Raw genomic sequence first — 21,196 nt, 5'->3', positions numbered from 1 at the left:
TTCACCGCTTACTCGGCGGCGCCTCAAGGGGAATATCGAGGACAAAGGTTGCGCCCTGTCCTGCCCCGTCGCTGCGCACGCTCAAGCTGCCCCCCATTTCCTGTGCGGCCAGCGCGCAACTGTGCAGGCCAAAACCGTGACCGTCTTTGCGCGTCGTGAAACCATGGGAAAAGATCCGCGCCAGGTGCTCAGGCGCAATCCCATTACCGTTGTCGGCCACCGTGATACGCAATACTGCCCCGTCAGCGAGGGACGCGCTGAACGTGACGCATCGGCTGCGATCGATCACGCCGTCCAACGCCTGCTTGGCATTGTTGATCAGGTTCACCAGGATCAGCAGCATCCGGTGCCGGTCCAGCGGCAGCAGGGGCAAGTCGGCAATGTCCTTGACCACCGTCACCTCCTCGCGCGCCAGTAATCCAGCACTCATGCGCAAGGCATCGTCGATCAACTCTGCGACCGGCACTGTCTCAACAATACTGACAGCAACGGCATAGGACTGCTGGGCAGCGACAATGGTTTTGATCTGGTCAATGCCCTTGGTGAGTTGTTCGAGTTCTTCGATGATGCCCTGCTGCTCTTGCGCCACCACTTTCGCCAGCTTGAGCAGGTAATCAGGCAACATCTTTCCCTTGTGGTCTTTGGTGAGAAAATCGCTCAGGTCATGGACGTGTTCGTTCATCATTTGCGCCACCTTGCCCAGCCCCTGGGCTTTGGAGGTGCGCATCTGGCTGCTGACCAGTTCTGCCGATACGTTCACGCTGTTGAGGACGTTGCCGACGTTGTGCAGCACAGTCGTGGCGATTTCGGCCATGCCCGCCTGACGGGATTTTGCATTCAGTTCGGTTTGCACCTGGCTCATGCGCAGCGCCGCGCGTACGCGAGCCTTGAGCTCCAGCGGCGAGAAGGGTTTGGCGATATAGTCATCGGCGCCACTCTCCAGCCCGGAGACGCAGGCCTCGCTACCGCCGCGGGCGGTCACCAGGATCACGGGCAAATGGGCAAAACCGGCGCTGGCCTTGATTCTGGCTGTCAGGCCGAAGCCGTCGAGCTTCGGCATCATCACATCCGAGACGACGACATCGATGGGCTGACGCTGCAGGAGTGCCCAGGCCTGCTCCCCATCCGTTGCGGTGACGACGCTGTAGTCGTCGCGCAACAGCTCGCGGAGATAGCCAAGCATTTCCGGGCTGTCGTCGACCACGAGCACGTTGGATCGCAAAGCGTGTTCCGAGTGCTGCGCCTCCGCGTCGTCCATCGGCGCCCGGTCATTGCGACTGCCAAGGCGACCGTCGTCGAAACGCAGGTGGCGCTGCTCGGTTGTGCTTGCTGTGCTCGGTGACGATCGCTCGTGCATATTGCTGGTTTCGGGCGGTACGGTGTTTTGCTCAGCCCCCAGCGGAAGTCGAACAAAGAAGCACGAGCCCTGTCCGGGCTCGCTGTTGACGCCGACTTCGCCGCCCATCAGTTTGACCAGATCCTTGACCAGGGCGAGACCGATGCCGGTGCCGCTGTAATGGCGCGTGGCGGAATTGTCGATCTGGGAAAAACGCTGGAACAGCAACGGCAGTTTGTCAGGCGCAATGCCAATCCCCGAGTCTTGCACCGCGAGCTCGAATCGCTCACCATCAATCGCAGTCACTGCCAGGTGCACGGTGCCGCCAGCGGGCGTGAACTTGATGGCATTGCTCACCAAGTTGAGGAGAATCTTCTCGAAGTGTCGGGGGTCCAGGAACACCGTGCCAAGCGTGGGATCGATGCTGCAGGTCAAGGTGCAGCCTTTGCCCTCGGCCACCATGGCGGCATCTTCGGCCAGCACACCCACCGTCTTGTTCAAGTCAACGGGCATCGGACACAACTCGAACTTGCCCGCTTCGGCCTTGGAGAAATCGAGGATGTCGTTCACCCGGTTCATCAGGCGCAGCGCGTTGCGTTGAGCGCGATCGACCTGCACATGCCAGTCCGCCGGCGGGGTGGTCGCCGCCGAGAGTTGCTCCAGGGGAGCGAGAATGAGGGTCAGGGGGGTGCGCAGTTCGTGGCTGACCGTGGCCACGAAATCGCTCTTTGCCTGGTTAGCCGTCTCGGCCTGGTTGCGCGCCTGAATGAGTTCGATGGCCTGCGCCTCCAGCACCTCGGTCTGGTGGTGCAGCGTGTCGGTCCGCTCGGCGACCATTCTCTCCAAAGAGGCCTGGACTTGCTGTCGTTCGGCCTCGGCCTCGGCCTCCAGCACCCGGATGCGCAGGGCATTCTCCTGGAACACCCGTACGGCGCGGGTCATGATTCCAATCTCATCGCCGCGTTCGGCGCTGGCGATCTCGGCGTTCAGGTCGCCGGCCGCAAGCCGGCGCATGACCGAGGCCAGGGCCACGATGGGCTGGGCGATGAATCGCGACGTGCTCCAGGCGATGGCGCCGGCCAGCAGGATGGCGACAGTACCGGCAACGATCGTCGCAAGCATGCCGCGATCATTGTGGATCAAGGCATCGGAGCGCGCCTGGCCAGCGAAGCGCGCCACCAACAGGCCGGCGCTTCGTGCCTCGTTGCGAACCTGGTCGCGCGCGCCGCTCAAGGCGTTGCTCGCCTGATGGAACCTGGCGAATGCCGCCCGGTAGCCAGCAATCTGATCGGTGACAGTCAGGGGGGTAGCCTTGGCTTGCAGCCCCACGGACGAAGGGAGAACGCGAGAGAGACGGGTAAGCTCGTCCAGGATGCCGCCGACCGAGCCGGCGACCTCGGCCGACGGTGACAGGCGAAACGACAGGGTCTGCGCCTCCAGGGTGGCAACACGCTCGGCAAAACGCTTGGACAACGCGGCGGCATTGTTCAGCAAACCGGTTGCAGCCTGAATGTCGCTTGCGTCATGGACAACCTGCCCCTCCACTTCAGCCAACATTGCCTCGAGGCGCTCGACCACATCCCCGACGGCGACGAGCTGCCGCAAAGCCTCGCCTCCCCGGAGCTTGGGCGCCTCGCCAAGGTGCCCGACCGCCAGGCTGACCGCAGCGACCGCCGTCGCCAACTGGTCCACGTTCTCTCGCTCCTGCGGCGCCGTCATCAACTCGCGCAATTGCTCGACCACGGGCGCGAGTGCCGCGCTGGCGTTCCGCGCCGCGGTGGCGGCCGCCCCATTACCGGTCACCAGCATCTTGGCCACATTGGCGATGATGATCCGTTCGCCGTTGCGCAGGATATCCAGAATGCGATGAGCACTTTCGATGTTGCTCACCCGCGCCTCGTGCTCAGCGGCGCGGGCATCAACCCCCTTCAGCCCATCGGCGATGCCCTGTTCGACGAGGATCGTCGCCTCTCGCATCCGCCCGTAATGGGCTGTCATGTTCTCCGTTTCGCCATCCATGGTCAGGGTCGCCGCTCGCAAGGTGGCGATTGCCGCGGCGAGCCTTTGCAGACTGCCCTTGAGCGATTGCGCCTCTGCCACCGGAATGGCAGTGAGGCCGGCGATAGCCGTCGCCACCATGCCTTCGGCCTGGGACAGGCTTTCCTGGTCGCGGGTGGCGATGAAGTTTTCCACCCGCCCGGTGGCGCCGTTGACCGAGGCCAGAATTTCCGCGGAATGGCTGGCGGAATCCACCGCACGCACCATGCCGCGCAGGCCATAGAGGTTCACCAGCGATACCACCAGCATCAGGAACACCAGCGCGGCGACCGCCAGGCCAATCCTGACGGCAATGGGCCTGTCCGTGGAGGATTTGAATGTCAACATGGCGCCTCGCCCCCTCGCTCCACGCCTGCCACTACTGCTTCGTCACCTCCGGCAAAGGCGTCGGCGCCGCCGTATTGCTGATGGCCGCGTCGATCATCGCCGCAACGGAAGCCTGGCTGTAGAGAGGATTGGCAGCGCCGCCCACCGGCATCGTGGCGAGCCAGGTGTCCAGGTCTTTCGCATCGATGCGTACCAGCGGTACCTCGACGAACTTGGGCACCTGCTTGCCCGCCAGAATCTGCTGGGCCACCCAGAAACCCACCTGGGAGACGCTCGGGGAAGCGGAGACCGAGACGGTCTCGTAGCCATTGGCATCGCGCTCCTGCTTCCACAGGGCGAGTTCGTCCTGACGGTTCCCCATCACGATGATCGGCAAAGGGCGTCCCGCCGCCTTGAAGGCCATGGCCGCGCCATAACCGTCGCCGCCCTGAGTCGCGACGGCATCAATGCTGGGCAGCGACGGCAGCGCCAGCGCCACCTCCTTGCGTGCGACAGAAGCCGTCCAGTGCCCGTACACGGTCTTGGCGAACTTCAGGCCCGGATAGTCGCTGGCGGCCTTGCGAATGCCGTCGCTGATGTTTTTATCGGTGGCATCGCCGGCAATGCCGCGGATCTCCAGCAGCGTCCCGTTCCCCTTGAGTCGCTCGGCGATATAGTCCATTTCCACACGGCCCATGGCGGACCAGTTGTAGTCCACGGTATAGGCGCAGGGTTCGGTGACCAGGCTGGCCATGACAACCACCACGATGCCGGCGTTGCAGGCATCGCGGATCACCCCGTTGAGGGCCGTGTCGGACGCGGCCAGGATGACGATGGCGTTGGCCCCCTTGACGATCATGTCCTGGATATGGGCCGCTTGTTCCGATGCCGAGTTATTAGCGCTGACCACCGGCGCCTCGCGGATCAAGCCATCCTTTTGCGCCTGGACCGCAATCTCCTGCCAGTTGCGCACCATCACCTTGCGAAAATCGCTGCCAGCGTAGGAGTTGCTGAAGGCAATGCTATAGCTTGCGGTAGGGCCGCCGGCGATGCCGCCGTCGGCAGCGTGGGCTGGATTGACAGCAACCAGCGCCAGCCCGGTCACGCAGCCGGCCAAGCGCCAGAAGATTTTGTGGATGGTCGAAATACGTCGATGGACACGCGTTACCAGACTGCGCATTCGACCATTCAGAGAATAGAACCGGGCATGAAGAATCAGACACATACAGACTCCTTTCCTTGGTGGGCGACAAGTGAAACCAGTACATTGCCTGCAGTGGCAATGAGCATAGTCTCAACGTGCCCGCTTCGCGCGGCCATGGAAGGATTTCAGCCAACTGAGCGATACACAAGGTCACATCGGCTACGGCTATGAAAGGGCCAACCGCAGAATCGCAGGCATCGTAGTCAGTATCAAGATGATGGACATGGACACGTTGAAGGCTAACGAATAGCTGGGGCGCGTTAGCACCTGGCGTAATGCAGCCCCACCCACTGCCCAGACTCCCACGCATAGCATCGACAGAGCCGCCAATAGAGCAGCTGCTATACATAGGTTCAGGACATGGTTTTCGACGGGTATATAGGTTGCAGATGCGCTAATTGAAAGCGCCCACGCTTTCGGATTTATCCACTGAAATGCCGCACCCGCTAATAGCCCCATTGGAGGCCGGCTGTCTTGACCGATTTCCAACGGGCCGCTGGTTGCAATTTTCCAGGCCAGCCAAAGGATATAGCCTGCGCCGACAACGCCTAGCGCTGTATGAAAACCTGGCGCCGCGTCAAATAGGGCACCTAGCCCCAGCCCAAGCAGCACGAACTGCAAGCTGACTCCAAGGGCGATACCACTGACCAAGGGCATCGTTCGCATCACGCCCACCTTCGCACCTGAGACCAACACCATGGCGTTATTAGGGCCCGGTGTACCGGTCATCACGATGGCGAAAATCATGAATGGAATGAGGAGCGTGGGATCGGTCATGACAAGGATAAGCCTGCTTGAGAAGTGCGGAAATTTTATAGCGCAGTACACGCACAATGGTTGCATAATCACGAATAAATCCAGGACAAACACAACTAATGAGCGAATTTGATCAAATTGACAGGAGAATATTGCGTGAGCTTTCGCGGGACGCCCGCCAGACCAATTTGAAGCTGGCCGAACGAGTCGGGCTGTCTGCCTCCGCCTGCCTGAGAAGGGTTCAAGAGCTAGAGCGATCTGGGGTCATCACAGGCTATAGGGCAGTCATCGATAGGTCTCGCCTGGGAGCAGGGTTTGTGGCCTACGTGACCGTAGGACTCTCCAACCACACGAAGGACACGCTTCGGGCTTTTGAAAAAGCGATCTGCGCCTGTCCGGATGTGGTTGAGTTTCACACTGTCACCGGGACGTTTGAGTATCTTCTGCGTGTCGAGCTGGCGGACATGAAGGCTTACAAGACATTCCACAGTGAGGTCTTGGGTACGCAGCCGCATGTTTCTTCGATTACGAGCTACATCGTAATGGACACGCCAAAGAACGACCGTGCCTAAGCGTGGAGAACCGCCGGCGGCCATACATGGAGCTTCGGCTCAAGCCGGATTGGAAACAGCCAGTTTGAGCCCAAACGCGACAAAAACACCGCCCGTGAGTCGGTCAAGTGCCTTCAGGGCCGCCGGACGCTTCAGGAAATTGCTCAGCGGCACCGTCGCCGCTACCAGAATGCCGAACCAGGCCAGCGTCAACAGCACGTGTAACGCCGCAAGGAAGAAGGAGTAACTGACCACGCTCGCGCCACTCGGGACAAACTGGGGGAGGAACGTGATGTAGAAGACACCAATCTTGGGGTTCAGCAGGTTCGTTAATAATCCGCGAATAAAGGCGTCACGCGAAGAGCCAGCCATGTTCTCGATCCCCTGCCCTTGCAACATTGTCCTGGGTCGCAGCAGCAGTTTTACACCCAGCCAGACGAGATAAGCGGCACCCACAATTTTCAGCGCAAGGTAAGCCCACTCCGAAGCTTGCAACAAGGCACCAAGCCCCAGTGACACCGCGGCTCCCCACACCAGGCACCCAAGCACAATACCGATAGAGGCCATCGCCGCCGAACGTCGTCCCCCGGTCGCTGTAGCGCGAAGCACCATGGCTGTGTCCACGCCGGGGGTAACCGTGAGCACTGACGCAGCAGCGATGAAGGCAAGCAGCAGGGATAAGTCGCTCATTTGGATCTCCATGGCAGTCGGCAGCTGTACGGCTATCCACTCTAACTAGCTACTTCGGAACATGCTTGCAAAGTGATCCCGGTTTTCAGCGCCCTGTTTAAATTCAATGGCCTACGGCGGGCGGTGATGCCAACCTGCCTGTACATTTTTTGAGCGCTCGTTAAAACGCCCTGTCTACCTGGCATCGGCGTGGTTATCCACAGACATACTCACGGATTTCTTGGATAACTGGATGGGGTCGTGAAGCACTCCTGCCGTAGCGAACCTATGGATTCGATGCCCTGTATTTCGCGAGATGTAACCCCACCTTTAATGCCCCTATATTTTCAACGGATCAAATCCGGTGTATGACAACATCCAGTCCTTCCGTCTGGTCGGGTGCACGAAAGTAGCTCGTGATCAGGTCGAATTCAGCATCAGTGGCTGCGAAGTCATGCCTCGAGAGCATGTCGATGACCAGCGGCCCCAGGACATCCCGGATCCGATGCGCATGCAGGATGTAGTCCGCTACCGATTTGATCTGATCAGGGTAGAGCCTTGAAAGCCAGTGATCTTCGCTCAACAAAACGGCTGAATGCTCAGCCTTTAACGATCGGGCCAGCGTGGATTTTCCCGAAGCAATTTTACCGCACAAGAGGTGGAGTACAGGCGTGGGCATGGGACGCGTCCTTATGTCGAGGTCCGATAATGGCCCATCGAGTATTTTGGACGCAATGCGGTGAATGACGAGTGAGCAACGGACTGGCAGTGTTCACACCCATCAGGAAACATGATGAAGGGCTTGGAGGGTCAGTGCCATGTCAATCTTCAGCACCTGCGGCTGGAACATGGCCAGCAGGTTAAGGCCCGAATAGCCCGCGCCAAAATCGTCGACAGCGGTAATGAAACCCTGGCGCTCGTACTCCACGAAAATCGATTTGAGGTGCTCAGGGTCTACCACCTTCTCGCCTCGATGCTTTCGACATGCCCCGACACAGGCTGATCAAAGCCCATCAGCATGATCCGCGCCGGCTTGCCGACGTGGATCTGCCGGATCTTCGTCTCCCTCAAAATAACCTGTGATCCAGAAGCTCGCCGCGTCGAGGACAGCAACCGTTGTCGAACCGGCCGTCGCAAGCAACGATCGTCGCCAGGCCACATACTTTTCAATGACGTTCTCTCGACGAGGAAGGCTGCTACACGATATCACCATCATCCTGAGCAGGCGGACGCGCGGGCGCTGAGGACGATGCTTGGACCGGCGTAACGGCGAGCGGCGGCATGGGCACGCTCTGACCATGTACGGCTTGGCTTTGAGAGGTGCCCGCGGCGCGTTGCCTCAGGGCTCCCATGCTTTTGTCCCAGGCCGATTGGGAGGTGGTGCCAATGGCGCTGGCAACGCTAATGACTCCATTCCCTACCGCTTGGGCTGCACTTTTTGTGTGGTTGGTCGCTGAAACAGCTGTCTCTTTGGCAAATCTGGCGCCGGTGAGTGATGTCTTGACTACAAGCTCACCTCCCTTGGCCGCCACCCTGCCAGCAGCATCTGCGCTCCCTTCTACTGCTTTTGGTACATGGGTATCGACAGCAGCGACGGCTTTTTTCGGCAATGATCCACCTAGCGAGGCACCAGCTGCCCACAGCCCGAAAGCCAGGGTACCCAATACGTTTTTTACACCCTCCGAGGCTGCGGTAGCCGCCATTTTTCCCAGCTCCTTCGACTTGGCCAAGTTGGCTGTGGCGGCTGTACCCGCGCCCATGGCAGAAAAACCGCCAATCAGCAGACCATTTCCTAAAACGCTGACCGGGTCTGCTATCTCTTTCAAGGCATCGCCGCTGATGACCGCATTCAGAGCCGTAGCCGCGCCTTCACCCAGCCGCGCGGAGACCATCTTGACCAGGGCAGTGGCATCGAGATCCTTTAACGTCCTGAAGTCATCCAGCCATTCGGTATCTTGATCAATAGGCTTATGAGCCTGCCCTTGCGGCACAGCATCGCGACGACCATAGAGCATCGCAGGGTCAGCTAAATGGTTAGTGCGATCGCGGCTCACATGGTAATGCTCGATTGCCATGCCCACGATGATAGCCGTGACCGGTCGTAGCGCAGGCTGCAGGACTGCATCCAGGTGCTCTTTGCCAGCAGCCGTCATGGCAAGCGTTGACGCGTACATTGCCGTATTACGTACGGCAAACCCGGTAAGCCACTTATTGGCTTCGTCAAAAGCATTACGCAATGGACCTTTGTCCAACGCCAGCAGCTTTTCCGCCACTGATGCTTGAAGCGCCGGGTGCAGCGTATTGCTCTCGGGCTTAAGGTAATAACCAGGCTTGAAGCCTGCAATCATCTTGTTACCGCCAGCATCCGCCATACCGGCATACAAGCACGCCATGGCGTTCTCTATAGCCGCTTCGCGTACGGTATTGGCATGCTGGCCCGCTACCTGGAGGATGGACGGCTGGAAATTTCCTGCCTCGGTAAGCGCCGCAAAGGGCGTCCCCCCCATCCCTGATTTTATTGATGCAAACAATCTGTCGGCCCTGGCTGCGTTTTTTTCCGCTTTCTCCATGTCATGGACGTTATAGCCCCCTGCCTCCAACCGTTGAGCACGGTCATCGCGAATGGCGTTCAGCTCCGCGTTGCGGGCGCTTGAAGCAGGGGCCGCGGGTTGATCGGAGCCCGCTTCTGTTTCAAGGTGAGCCTCGAAATGGTTTTGAAGCCGCGTGCTCATCGCTAACCCGATAGCGCCGAGGTCAGGAGAGTGAGAGGCCTGTTGCGTTGCTTCCTGCTGTATCTCATCAGGTACACGAGTCAGCTCGCGGCTTGCACGTACATTAGGCGTGTCCATGGCATGTCCTCTTAGTGATCGGCAGCTGGAAGAATGCAAATGACCCCGGTATGAGCGGCGACATCCTTACACCTGAGTGACCGTGCCGAGAGAAGCGTTCCAAAGGATGTGATAAAAATGAACACCAAGCGGCTACTGGATAACCCGCGCCGTGGATTGACCGCCGCAACAGCGGTTTTCCAATCTGGACCTCACCCGTTTTTCCCACTGATACAGACCGTCACAACCAATCATGCCTTGGATCAGCGCCCCGCCTGACATTCATCCCAAACACCACGCATCAGTTCCTTCAGCATCAGCGCCTCGCCCCAGCGATCCGTTAGATCGCGCCCATCACTCCCTGTGATCGCATAGGGTGGCGGGCCAAGCTCGCAGGTGAAGGACAGGCTCGCGGGAGTGTTCGGTCGCGCCAGCCAATCCTTGATTCCGTAACGCCACCAGCCCAGAAACCGGTCCAGCCAGGGGCGATGCTGGGCGAAGGTCAAGGGCACCTGGACCTGCTCACTATTAGCGACCCGCCCATGAAAACCCCAACTGTGTCGTAGGATGGTGTGAATCTGTTCGTCGTCTTCGGCAGTGGCCGACTCAGGCAATTCGCGGCCCACGACGTAATGGGACAAGTCAGCCAACAATTTGAGGTCGGGCATCTGCGCGAGCAAGTCGAGGGTGAACAACAGGTCACTGGTGAGACGATAGCGGTGGGTTTCCAGCAGGATCGGAAAGTCCACCTGCTCGGCCAGACGCTGCCAGCCTTCGATCAGTGTGATCGCCTGTGCCAGCGTGCGCGGCCGGACGTCGGCTTGCAGCGTGAGGTGGTGGCAGCCGTAGCGGGAGGCAACCTCAAGCGCTTGCGCCAAGTCACTCACGGTGCGGGGAAACAGTTGACCTTCGATTTGCAGGCCATGCGCCTTGGCAGCGGCATGCAGGCGCTCGGCCTGTGGCGCGATCCAGAAATGGTCGGTGATCCCATCGAAGCCAGCAGCGGCAATCTTCTCCACCTGCGCCTCAAGGGAAAGATCGCATTGACCACGGTGATCTTGCATGGCCCACAGGGACTGAAATACCAGGAATTCACGCATGTCAGGGCCTTAGCAGATGTTTGAGCGACACATCGGCGTCGGCCAATGCGTCCACAGAGAGTGGGGTCAAGTTGGCAATCAGCCGTTCACACAACTTGATGTCCTTGGCAACGCTGTTGCCCTGCCCCCAACCGCAGGCGCCTTGCAAACGTTGCTCGGTGTCCAGGTAGAACAGCAGCAGACCACCGCCTGCCAAGGTACGAACGGCCGAAGGTGGCGTCGGTGAGATCACGCCCACTGTCTGCAAGCCCCAGTCGTACTGATCAGACCAGAAGCCGGGAACACCCTCGAACGGCAACTCGCCGCCCAACAGATTCAATGCCGCGTGGCGGCCCTGGGTCTCGGCATTGCGCCAGGTTTCCTGGCGCTGGAATAACGCGTCGGCGTGCAGGCGAAACTCACACACATCGCCGGCAGCAAAGATGTCTGGCGCGCTGGTGCGCAACTGGGCATCGACTCGAATCCCCTGGCCCACTTCAAGCCCCGCCGCCGCGGCCAATTCGATGTTGGGTTGCATGCCGATACCGACCACCACCCAGTCACAGGGCAGCACCTGGCCGTCCACCAGTTGCACCGCCTCAGCGCGTTCAATGCCTTGTACCCTTTCAAGCGCTACGTTCAGCCGCACGTCAACGCCGTGTTGCCGATGCAATGCCAACAAGGCCTGGGACACAGCTTCAGGCAAGACTCGCCCGGCCAGTCGTGGCCCGACTTCCAGCAACGTCACCTGACAGCCTAAGGTCCGGGCCGTTGCCGCGACTTCGAGGCCGATAAAGCCACCGCCGATGATCACCAGGCGCGTGCCGGGCATCAATGCGCTGCGCAGGGCCAGGGCTTCGTCATGGGTGCGCAGGTAAAGCACGTTGGCCAGAGGTTCAGGCACCAGGGACAAGCGACGCGCTCGGCCCCCGGTCGCCAACAGTAATCGGCTGTAGGGCAACCAACGTCCGTCGGTCAATTGCAGGCGGTGGTGCTGCGGATCCAGGCTTTTTACCGGGTTGCCCGCCAGGTGTTCGATGTTCAGTCCAGTGCGCTGGCTATCTCTCCACAGGCTGCAATCGTCCAGGTCCATCGTGCCCTGCAGCAAGCCCTTGGACAGCGGAGGACGCTCGTACGGCAAATGGTGTTCATCGCCGATCAGGATCAGCCGACCGGTATAACCCTGCTCGCGCAAGGTCAGCGCGGCACGGCCACCGGCATGGCCGGCGCCGACGATAATCAGTGGAGCATTCATGGCGTGCACTCCTGGCGGTCAAGCCGAAATGGCGAGCAGAACCCGTCCCGCGTCGACCCGTACCGGATAGGTCTTGAGATTGACGCACACTGGCGCCCCCAAGGCTTTGCCGGTGCGATAGTCAAAGCGCCCGTTGTGCTTGGGGCACTCGATGACATGGTCCATCACCAGGCCGTCAGCCAGGTGGATCGACTCGTGAGTACACAGGCCAGCAGTGGCAAAAAACTCGTTGTCAGCAGAGCGGTAGATGGCATAGGTATGCGGACCGTGGTCGAAGCGAATGACGTCTTCTTCATTGATTTCGCCCACGGCGCATACATCGATCCATTGATCGTTCATGGCGTTTTCTCTTGTTCGGGATACAGCCGGAAGGTGTCAGCCCAGGGTGGCTTCAGCCTGTGGATGAGCGTCGGTGGCAGGCCTTGAGCTACCGACGGGGCGTCGCACGAAATACGTCGGGTCCTTGCGCTGCTTCAAGAGGGTCGGAATGATTTCCTTGAAGGCCTCGCCTATGTTGGCGTAAGGCGGCGGGCAGTCGTGGCGGATCTCTTCATGGAGTTGCGCCAGGGCGTGGTACGGCACCATCGGGTACATGTGGTGCTCAAGGTGATAGTTCATGTTCATGTACAGAAAGCGCAGTACCCGGTTCATATAGATGGTGCGGCAGTTGCTACGGTGGTCCAGCACGTCTTCCGCCAGGCCCACATGTTGGGTGAGGCCTAACAGGTAGGACAACCAGCCGCCATACAGGATGGGCAGGCCGATATACATCAGCGGCAACCAGCTGTGCAGGTAAAGCGCCGCGCCAAAGACAACGGCGTAAATCACCAGCCAGATGCGGGCCGCCAGGAACACCTTGGACCATTCGGACTCAGGGATGAACGTCTGTTCCTCGGCACCCATTTTGCCAACCGCGTGCCGGCACACGCCTCCCATCGTCTTCAGCAGCAACGGGATCTGGAACAGGCTCAGCAGCATCATGAACAAGCTCGGTGGACGCGGTTCGACGATTTCCGGATCGCGGCCGACGACGATGGTGTCGGTATGGTGCCGGGCATGGCTCCAGCGCCACACATGAGGCTCGAACATGCACATGAAGCTCGCCACCTGGTAGAGCGCATCATTCATCCAGCGGGTCTTGAAGGCGGTGCCGTGAACGGTTTCATGCCAGCGCGGGTTGGAGGCGGTGGCGTATAGAACGCCATACGCAAGGAAAAACGGCACACAAGCCCAAGTGCCCCAGAACCAGTAGCCGCCGAAGCCGGTGATCAGCAGGGTCAGCAGCCAGATGGCGGTGTCGAGCAAGGCCGGGCCGTCGCGGCGCTGCATCAGTTGCTTCATGCGTTGACGGGAAATGGGCGACTGGTACCAACTGGCCGATACAAGGCCTTTTTCAGCCGCGCGGGCGGCTTCAGGGCCGGTCAGGCGATAGTCCCGAGTAGAGGCGGTGTTGTCTTGAGACATTGTTATTGTTCTCCGCAAGCGTGAGATGTCAGGTGCTTTGCGAAAGAAAATATAGAGAGCGTGAAAGGCCCCCTCAAGGTCTTGAATACATTCCCTATCAAGCTATCATCCAGCTCCTGCGGGGCTTGATAGTTTTCTATCAAGACGCTCTGAAGGTGCATCATGAGTAACAATAAACGCCCCACCATCGCCACGGTCGCCGAACACGCAGGCTTAAGTGTCGCCACCGTCGACCGCGTGCTCAACGCTCGCGCCCCGGTTAATCCAGCCACTGCCAAACAGGTGCTTCAGGCCGCAGAAGCCGTGGGTTATTTTGCCGCGCGGTTGATCGGCCAACGCATTCTCGAACGTCGCCCCACGTACCGTTTCGGCATCCTGCTACTGGGTACCGCCCAGGCGTTCTACGCCAACCTGGCCCAAGCCATCACCGAGGCCGCACAGCGCCAGGCCGGGGCCAACCTGACCTGCCAATTCGAATACGTTTTTGATCGCACCCCCAGCGCCATCATCGCCCAGATCGAACAGTTGGCGGTGCAGTGCGACGGCCTGGCAGTGGTCAGCTTCGCCCACCCGCTGATCAACGCCGCCCTTGCCCAGATTCGCGAAGCCGGAGTGCCCGTGGTGGCATTGCTGTCGGGCATTCATGAGGCGGCGGCCGAGCCCTATGTCGGCCAGGACAATCAGGTAGTCGGGCGCACGATGGGGTGGCTGCTGGCCCGCACCTGTGGCGCGCGCAAAGGCAGCATCGGCATTCTGCTCGGCGGACATCGCTTTCTTGGTCACCAGGAGCGGGTCGAAGGCTTGCACAGTTACTTGGCCGAACACGCACCTGGGTTGCGCCCGCTGGAGCCGCTGATCAATCTGGATAACTGCGACATCACCGAAGAAGCAACCCTCGACCTGCTGGTTCGGCATGACGATTTGCGCGGGTTGTGCGTGGTAGGCGGCGGTGGCGACGGGATTATCAACGCCTTGGCGCAACTGCCCAAACGCCCGGCGCTTTGTTGCATTTTGCAGGAGTCCACCGAGCTGTCACGCCAAGCCCTGGCCCAGGGTTTGGTCGACGTGGTGATCGATTCTCAGCCGCGCCAGACTGCAACGGCGCTGGTGGATCTACTGGTGGAATTGCAGACTGCGCAGCAGTTCGATCCTGTGCGTCACCGGGTGCATATTGCGCTGCAGATTGTGACATCGGAGAATTCCCAAAGCTGATGGGCGGCGGTATAGGTGACCTTTACCTTCGTGGTGCGCCTAATTTCATGCAGCCCCAACGCTGGTGTCATTCCAAACGCTTCAAAACCCAACTCATCCAAGAGTTCGTCCTGATAGGCAAATTATTCGTTCCGTAGACTGATTCCTGGTGCCCGACCGCATCTACGCGCGGCAATCTTCCAATCGCAGCAGATCCATCGCCGTCAGGATAACGAAATCCGGCGCCAGCAACTCGCAGCGTGACGCCAGCCCGTACCCGTAAGCGGCCCAGCAACTCGCGACGCCAAGGCTGCGGGCATACCCGAGATCGATCTCGGTGTCGCCGATCACCAGAACCCGGGCGTTGTCGCCGTGACGCATCCGGGGCTTGATCTGTTCAAAAAAGCTCTCCGGGCCCGGCTTGGGCGCGCGATCACCGACAGCCGCCACTACCCCGCGAAAATACGAGCCCAGATGGTATTGCTCAAGGGTGGCCTGGATCGAGACCTCGCCCTTGTTGGAAACAATAAACAGCTCCTTACCCGCCTCGTGCATCTGCTGCAAAATGGTTTCAATACCGGGATAAGGCGCACTCTCGGCAACGCCCAATCCGCCGTTGTAGATCGCCCGATAGTCAGCGGCCCACGCCGGTAACTCAAGCCCATCCGCAGGCCCCAGCAACACAGCCAGCATATCCACCAACGAGAGTCCCTGATCGATCACCTGGTCGATCAAGTGCACGGCAAACGGCGCCACACCACGGCGGCGGGCCAGGGCTTCAAGGGTTTTGCGGATCGCGTTGCGGGTGTCGAACAGCGTGCCATCGAAATCAACCAACAAGGTGCAATAGTGCATAGACGATGGATCACTCAAAGGGGCAAAAACCACTCAGGCAAACGCCCGGCGAAACCGTGGGCGCAAGGCAAACGGCACCGTGCAATCGAAGACGCTTTTGGGTGCGGTCCCCGTGTACTCCCCCGGGCAGTAAAGGCTCGACAGCGTAGGATCAAGCGGCGTGCCTGGCAGCGGTCGGGTGCCGTGAATATCCATTTCTGCCCGAAAGCGGGTGGACATGGCCCACAACACGTCCTCGGAGGAACAGGGGTTGACGTCCTCGTCCACCAGCACAATATTCTTGGTGCTGGAGATGGCTTCGAGCAGGCGCTGCGAGAGCTGCCTGACCAGTTGATCATCCGCCTCGCAGGACTTGACCACCTGCAACACGGTAAACAGGTGTCCGCCGCCGGCGGGTTGCGCCACGATATCCTTGACCAGCCTGTTCATTCCCCACTCGCTGAGCAACCGCAGGATCGATACTTCCTGGCCCGCACCCAATAACTCCGACTGCTCTCGACCCGGCCCCGAGAGCGCCTGATACAAGGCACCCGGGCGGTGACTCAAGGCGCTCACACGCAGCGTCGAGACTTCGCCGCACGGTGAGTAGTAACCCAGGTACTCCGGCATGGAGTGCGCATCACCAACCTCTGACTCCGCCTCCATTTCGGTCCCCAGGCTCGCCTCCAACACGATCTGCGCGTGTTCGACAAACCGTCCGGCGTTGGAATAACACGGCGCAAGCTCGACACCGCGTCCGCGAATTGCGCCTGCCACGCCCAATTCGTCGTCACCAAAACCGAGGGCCGGTTTACTCAAGGCCGCCGCGATATAGATGGCCGGGTCCATGCCAATATTGACTGAAACCGGCAACCGTTCGCCTCGCTGGGTATGCAGATCAATCAGGCGTTGCAGGTCGCCTCCCGGATAGATCGCAATCGCCACCGAAGAGGGCTTGATCGTGATGCGATGCACCGAGCAATTGGTCGCGCCACTGCGCTCATCGCGGGCATACACCATACCCAGCGTAATGGTCGGCCCCGGGTCACCGGCCGAACATGTGAGCGCGGGCAGCAGCGTGTGCAAGTCGGGCTGTTCCACCACCACCCGTTCCGCCGCAGAACGCACCATGACCGGCTCGATCGGGCTCATGATCGCCCGATACACCAACTCGGCGTTGCACACCTCCGTGCCGTGCCGGCCTTGAGGGTCCAGGAGAATCCGCGTGTTGGCCCGGCTGCCGAAAACCCCCAGCAACACCGCAAACGCCCCCGTGCGCGGCTTGCGGTACAAGCGCAGAGGCTGTTCAGCGCTCATCACCGAGTTGGTCGCTGTTCGGTACGCCCCCAGGTAATCACTTAATAAATCCAGGTTCGGATCAATCGGTGCATCGATGTATGCCACGGTTTGCCCGTAACGCTCAAGCACCTCCAGCGCCGAACACAGGTCATGAATCTCAAGACCGTCTGTCATCACCGCGCCCTCGCTCAGGAACCCGCCGAGGCCGCCGGGATCGCAACTTCAGGCACCTGGCGCCCGGCAATCAGGACGAACACCACCGATAGCAGCGCACAGAGCGCACCCAGCAGGATCGACGCCGAGTAACTCTGATACAGGTCGAACAGCAGCCCCGCGACGCTCCCGCCGATCAAGGCGGCCACCCCTACCGATATGTAGAGCGAGCCCAGGATCGCCCCCAGATTCGCCGTGCCGAACCAACTGGCGGCCACCGATGGGTAAAGGGATATACAGCCACCATTGGCCACACCAAAACACAGGGCGAACAGCGCCAGCGTGGTGAACGTATGGGCACCCAGCCACAGTAGATTGAGCAGCACCAGCGCGAAGGTCAGAACGATCAGCAGGCGACGCGCGCCCATCCGGTCCCCGATGCTGCCCAGAAACAAGCGGCCGGCGACGTTGCCCACACCGATCAGCCCGATCAACAAGTTGGCCTGGGTGGCGGAAATACCAAACTGCCGCGCGTAGGGGTTGATGTGCACAAGCGCGAGAAATAGCCCAACCGAACCAAAAAATATCGCCCCGAAATACCACCAGAACCGCCCTGTACTCGCCGCCTCGGCCAGGCGCATGCCGCTGGGCGCCGCCTGACGCCCGGGGCTCGCATCAGCCGGAGTGAAGCCATCCGGAAAGAGCCCCAGCTCTTGCGGATTGCTCCTGACCAGCGACGCCACCAGCAGCCCCACCACAAGTATCGCCCCCGCAAAAATCTGCAAGGTCGACTCCCAGGAAAAGTGCTGCATCAGCAGCCCGGCGGCGGATGGACCGACAAACGTTCCAACCCCGGTTCCCGCCAGTGCAATGCCCGAAGCCTTGCTGCGATTCTTGACGAACCAGCGCTGGACCGCGGTCACCGTGGGCACATACACCAGGCCTACCCCCAGCCCGACCAAGGAACAGAAACACACGAGGAATAGTTGCAACGATCCCGGGACAAGGCTGCTGAGGAAGAACCCCAGCGCCAGCAAGACAATGCCCACCCCGACCACGACGCGGGTAGAGATGCGATCCGCCAAGGAACCGGAAAACACCCCGACCACGTAGTAGATGAACGCCGTCAGTGAAAACACCGAGGCCACGGAAAAACGCCCCACATCGAAGTTGGACTGGATCTGTGAAAAGAACGCGCCGAAGGAGTAAGCGCCACCAAAGATAAGGGCCAGCAGCAGATGCGCCGCGAACACCACGTACCATCCTGGAAAGATTCTGGTTTTCATCACACTGTTCTCGCACTTGCAGACGTTAATAGGCGACGCTGACCACGCTGGAAGTGGCCCCGGACACTCGCACGCGAACCAGGGTCTTGACCTCCAGGCCAGTGACATTGCGCACCCGCTCGACGCCGGCGTACTCGAGCTTCTCGGCCACACAGATAATCTGTTCGACATGCGCGCCTGCCCGCCGCACCGCCTCGATCAAACCGATGAGCGTGCCACCGGTGCTGATCAGATCATCGACAATCACCACCCTATCACCGGGCTCGACGCCGTTGAGGTACAACTCGCCGGAAATATACTCACAGTCGAAGCCGACCTTGACCTGCCCTTCGAGCCCCGACGGATACCAGCGCGCAATGCCAAATGGCAGGCCGCAGAGCAACGAGACCGCAGCCAGCAACACTCCGCCCTTGTCCTCCTCTCCTACAAGCTTCAACCCCGGGGAAAGCTCTGCGGCCTCGCACACTCGTTGCGCCGCCACGTGCAGCAACCGCGCCGGGGTCGCGGGTACTTGCTCGGTCAGCGAGTTAATCAGGAACTGCTTGCCGTTGACCTCCACCAGTGGCCGGTCATGGAATGCGTCGCGCAGGATATCGACTTCACCGAATGCCAACTTTTCCAGGCGTGGCTCCTGCCCCGCCGCCTCGACCGCCGAGACAAAGGCGCGCATCTTTGCGCTGTCCTTGGTGGTGGCGGTTGCCGAGACGCCGCTGCTGACATCCACCCCGTCCGGGCTCAAGGCCTCCATCAGGTGCCGCACGTTGTTCACATTCAGGCCTCCGGCGACGATCACCGGGCGGGAAAAATGACGGCGCTGCAACAGCGCCCAATCGAAACGCTTTCCCGTACCACCGTCTTGCCCCTCAACATAGGTATCGAACAGATAAGCGCTCACCTGATAGCTATTGATCAGGTCGATATCCACTTCAGCGGCGACACGGAAGCCCTTGATCACTGGCTTGTCGATCTGCTGGCAATACTCGTTGCTCTCATGGCCCTGCAACTGGACCATCGAAATGCCGGAACGCTGGATCGTCTCCAGCACGAAGGGCAACGGTTCATCGACAAATACGCCGACCGTGCTGATAAACGGCGGCAGCTGATTGATGATGCTGCGCACCACGTCGGCACTGACCTGCCGCGGACTTGGCGAAAAGACAAAACCCAGCGCATTGGCTCCCGCACTCACGGCCGCCAATGCATCTTCCAACGTGGTGATGCCACACATCTTGATGGTTGTTTTCATAATCCCTGCCCTAAAAATCCTTGAAAAACCTGATAGGCCTTGCCGCTATCAATCGCTTCGCGAGCCATGTATGCGCCTTCCAGGAAACTCCCTGCCCTGGCGCTCAACACCAGCAACGCGCTCGCTGCGATCACCACCGCATCGCTGCGGGGTCCTCGCTCACCTTCGATGATGGCGGTGCACAGTTGCGCGTTGCGTGCTGGGTCCCCTCCGACGAGGTCCTGCATGCGGCAAGCGTCAACACCGAAATCACGCGGATGCAGGCTGAACGTCTCGACGGTGCCGTGACGGACATGCGCGACCCGGGTTTCACCGACGCAACTGACTTCATCGAGGCCATCGAGGCCATGCACCACGAAGGCTTCTTCACGACCCAGTCTTTGCAGCGTGTCGGCCATCAGCTCAAGCTGAGTGGGTCGTGCGACGCCGATCAGTTGACGCTTGACGCCCGCCGGGTGAACCAGCGGGCCCGCCAGGTTGAAGACGCTGCGTACGCCGATCTCACGCCTGATCTCGCCGATACGCGGCGCAAACCGATGAAAACTGGCGGTGGCCACAAACGCAAAGTTGTACGCGGCAAGGTCCGCGCGGATCTGCTGCGCGCTACTGCGTTGCTCAACATCCACGCCCAGCGCGGCAATCACATCACTGCTGCCACAACGGCTGGTGACGCTGCGGTTGCCGTGTTTCACAACCGGCACGCCCACCGCAGCGGTAACAAAGGCAGCCGTGGTGGAAATATTGAACGTACCGGCCCGGTCACCGCCCGTTCCGCCGATATCGACCGCGTTGTCGAAGCCAGTCTGCAAGGGCGTACTGCGGCTCAAAATGGCATCCACCGCCCCGGCAATCTCGTCCGCTGTTTCACCTTTGCGACTCAAGGCAACCAGCGTGGCGGCAATTTGCAGGTCGCTGAACTGGCAATTGAGAATGGCCTCGACCACGTGCCTCGTCTCCAGTCGGGTCAGATTGGCCCGCTCTTCGACCAGCTGGCGAATTACCTGATGGTAATCGGCACACGGCAGCGGTTTCGCGTCCTGTACCGCACTCATGTCGGCATCTCGCAGCTGCCACGCATGTGTTGCATGACCGACGCCAGAGGTAGTACCTGGCCAAGCACGTAACCGATATGTTCCAGCGCCGCCAAATGGCGAGCCTCACTGGTCCCCGCCACGCATTCGTGCGGCACCCAGACCCGGTAGTCCAACTGCAAGGCATCCTGGGCGGTGGCACGCACGCAAACGTCCGTCGCGACGCCGGTCAGCACCAGGGTATTGACACCCAGGCCCTTGAGTAGCAAGTCTAGGTCCGTGGCGAAGAAGCCGCTGTAACGGCGCTTCACCAGGACATAATCGCTCTCGTGGGGCCGCAGTTCGTCGATGATCTCGATTCCCCGCGTCCCCTCGACGCAATGCTCGGTTTCTCCATACTCCAGTTCCAGCCCGAAATCGACCTTCTGCTTGCGGTGCGACTCGCGGGTATAGATAACCGGGATCCCCAGGGTGCGGGCCAACCCGGCCAATTCGTGGATCAGCGGCACAATGGCGCCGGCCCCCTTGCAGGCAATGGGGGCGTCTTCGTCGACAAAATCGTGCTGCATATCGATCACCAGCAACGCAATACTGTGCGTGGCGCTGGCCGTTGTGAAAGGTCGTTGCATGGTGCTCCCCCATTCCATTGA

17 protein-coding genes and 4 pseudogenes are annotated in these 21,196 nt (G+C 60.3%); 2 read left to right on the top strand and 19 right to left on the bottom strand.

Annotation, left to right across the window (positions count from 1 at the left end; all coding sequences use genetic code 11):
• Position 1 precedes the first annotated feature (1 nt).
• The 5 genes and pseudogenes from AD662_RS30115 to AD662_RS11520 form a co-directional block, all read right to left on the bottom strand.
• Positions 2 to 343: pseudogene (locus AD662_RS30115) on the bottom strand (ATP-binding protein); the annotation flags it as partial.
• A 519-nt stretch (positions 344 to 862) separates the two neighbouring features.
• Positions 863 to 1,198, bottom strand: a pseudogene (locus tag AD662_RS30110) (response regulator transcription factor); the annotation flags it as partial.
• 210 nt (positions 1,199 to 1,408) lie between these two features.
• A pseudogene (locus AD662_RS30105) lies at positions 1,409 to 2,458 on the bottom strand (sensor histidine kinase); the annotation flags it as partial.
• Between the two features lie 1,294 nt (positions 2,459 to 3,752).
• Entirely contained in the window at positions 3,753 to 4,880 is a 1,128-nt protein-coding gene (locus AD662_RS11525; protein WP_235862396.1) for an ABC transporter substrate-binding protein, read from the bottom strand.
• 189 nt (positions 4,881 to 5,069) lie between these two features.
• Positions 5,070 to 5,681 carry a LysE family translocator gene (locus AD662_RS11520; protein ID WP_053178904.1) on the bottom strand — a complete coding sequence of 204 codons (612 nt, stop codon included), beginning with the start codon at positions 5,679 to 5,681 and terminating at the stop codon, positions 5,070 to 5,072.
• A 98-nt stretch (positions 5,682 to 5,779) separates the two neighbouring features.
• On the opposite strand from AD662_RS11520, the gene AD662_RS11515 reads away from it, so the two are divergent.
• Positions 5,780 to 6,232, top strand: coding sequence for an Lrp/AsnC family transcriptional regulator (locus AD662_RS11515; RefSeq protein ID WP_053187243.1), 453 nt, complete (start codon positions 5,780 to 5,782; stop codon positions 6,230 to 6,232).
• 39 nt (positions 6,233 to 6,271) lie between these two features.
• Here the strand turns inward: AD662_RS11515 and AD662_RS11510 are convergent, their stop codons facing one another.
• The 8 genes and pseudogenes from AD662_RS11510 to AD662_RS11475 all read right to left on the bottom strand — a co-directional run bounded on the left by AD662_RS11510 (position 6,272) and on the right by AD662_RS11475 (position 13,506).
• The gene (locus AD662_RS11510; protein WP_053187241.1) at positions 6,272 to 6,901 is read right to left on the bottom strand and encodes a LysE family translocator; all 630 of its coding nucleotides are present in this window, start codon (positions 6,899 to 6,901) and stop codon (positions 6,272 to 6,274) included.
• Between the two features lie 334 nt (positions 6,902 to 7,235).
• Positions 7,236 to 7,559, bottom strand: coding sequence for a P-loop nucleotide/nucleoside kinase family protein (locus tag AD662_RS11505; protein ID WP_053187238.1), 324 nt, complete (start codon positions 7,557 to 7,559; stop codon positions 7,236 to 7,238).
• Positions 7,560 to 7,688: 129 nt separating this feature from the next.
• Positions 7,689 to 7,850: pseudogene (locus AD662_RS11500) on the bottom strand (EAL domain-containing protein); the annotation flags it as partial.
• A 226-nt stretch (positions 7,851 to 8,076) separates the two neighbouring features.
• The gene (locus AD662_RS11495) at positions 8,077 to 9,729 is read right to left on the bottom strand and encodes a hypothetical protein (protein ID WP_053187235.1); all 1,653 of its coding nucleotides are present in this window, start codon (positions 9,727 to 9,729) and stop codon (positions 8,077 to 8,079) included.
• 242 nt (positions 9,730 to 9,971) lie between these two features.
• On the bottom strand, positions 9,972 to 10,808 hold the full coding sequence (locus AD662_RS11490; protein WP_053187233.1) for a sugar phosphate isomerase/epimerase family protein: 837 nt from the start codon (positions 10,806 to 10,808) through the stop codon (positions 9,972 to 9,974).
• Position 10,809: 1 nt separating this feature from the next.
• The gene (locus tag AD662_RS11485) at positions 10,810 to 12,042 is read right to left on the bottom strand and encodes an NAD(P)/FAD-dependent oxidoreductase (RefSeq protein WP_053187229.1); all 1,233 of its coding nucleotides are present in this window, start codon (positions 12,040 to 12,042) and stop codon (positions 10,810 to 10,812) included.
• An 18-nt stretch (positions 12,043 to 12,060) separates the two neighbouring features.
• Positions 12,061 to 12,381 (bottom strand): MocE family 2Fe-2S type ferredoxin, encoded by a 321-nt coding sequence (locus AD662_RS11480; protein WP_018608132.1) that lies wholly within the window; start codon positions 12,379 to 12,381, stop codon positions 12,061 to 12,063.
• 36 nt (positions 12,382 to 12,417) lie between these two features.
• Entirely contained in the window at positions 12,418 to 13,506 is a 1,089-nt protein-coding gene (locus AD662_RS11475; protein WP_018608130.1) for a fatty acid desaturase family protein, read from the bottom strand.
• 162 nt (positions 13,507 to 13,668) lie between these two features.
• Between AD662_RS11475 and AD662_RS11470 the strand changes: the two genes are divergently transcribed.
• Entirely contained in the window at positions 13,669 to 14,718 is a 1,050-nt protein-coding gene (locus tag AD662_RS11470) for a LacI family DNA-binding transcriptional regulator (RefSeq protein WP_053187227.1), read from the top strand.
• Between the two features lie 162 nt (positions 14,719 to 14,880).
• Here the strand turns inward: AD662_RS11470 and AD662_RS11465 are convergent, their stop codons facing one another.
• The 6 genes from AD662_RS11465 to AD662_RS11440 are packed head-to-tail and all read right to left on the bottom strand — an operon-like array spanning position 14,881 to position 21,175.
• Positions 14,881 to 15,537: an HAD family hydrolase gene (locus tag AD662_RS11465; protein WP_169788910.1), complete on the bottom strand. Its 657-nt coding sequence runs from the start codon at positions 15,535 to 15,537 to the stop codon at positions 14,881 to 14,883.
• Positions 15,538 to 15,585: 48 nt separating this feature from the next.
• Positions 15,586 to 17,004: a UbiD family decarboxylase gene (locus AD662_RS11460; protein ID WP_053187221.1), complete on the bottom strand. Its 1,419-nt coding sequence runs from the start codon at positions 17,002 to 17,004 to the stop codon at positions 15,586 to 15,588.
• A gap of 14 nt (positions 17,005 to 17,018) precedes the next feature.
• Positions 17,019 to 18,269 (bottom strand): MFS transporter, encoded by a 1,251-nt coding sequence (locus tag AD662_RS11455; protein WP_174553533.1) that lies wholly within the window; start codon positions 18,267 to 18,269, stop codon positions 17,019 to 17,021.
• Positions 18,270 to 18,294: 25 nt separating this feature from the next.
• Positions 18,295 to 19,515, bottom strand: coding sequence for a phosphoribosylanthranilate isomerase (locus AD662_RS29640; RefSeq protein ID WP_074849653.1), 1,221 nt, complete (start codon positions 19,513 to 19,515; stop codon positions 18,295 to 18,297).
• Positions 19,512 to 20,567, bottom strand: a complete 1,056-nt coding sequence (trpD, locus tag AD662_RS11445; protein WP_018608121.1) for an anthranilate phosphoribosyltransferase — start codon at positions 20,565 to 20,567, stop codon at positions 19,512 to 19,514. The genes AD662_RS29640 and trpD overlap by 4 nt, the downstream gene beginning before the upstream one ends.
• Complete coding sequence (locus AD662_RS11440) at positions 20,564 to 21,175, bottom strand: cysteine hydrolase family protein (RefSeq protein ID WP_018608119.1); 612 nt, start codon at positions 21,173 to 21,175, stop codon at positions 20,564 to 20,566. Before AD662_RS11440 ends, trpD begins: the two co-directional genes overlap by 4 nt.
• Positions 21,176 to 21,196: the final 21 nt, after the last annotated feature.

Source organism: Pseudomonas kilonensis, assembly GCF_001269885.1.
Classification (GTDB): Bacteria; Pseudomonadota; Gammaproteobacteria; order Pseudomonadales; family Pseudomonadaceae; genus Aquipseudomonas; species Aquipseudomonas kilonensis.
This window is presented reverse-complemented; position numbering and strand designations above follow the sequence as displayed.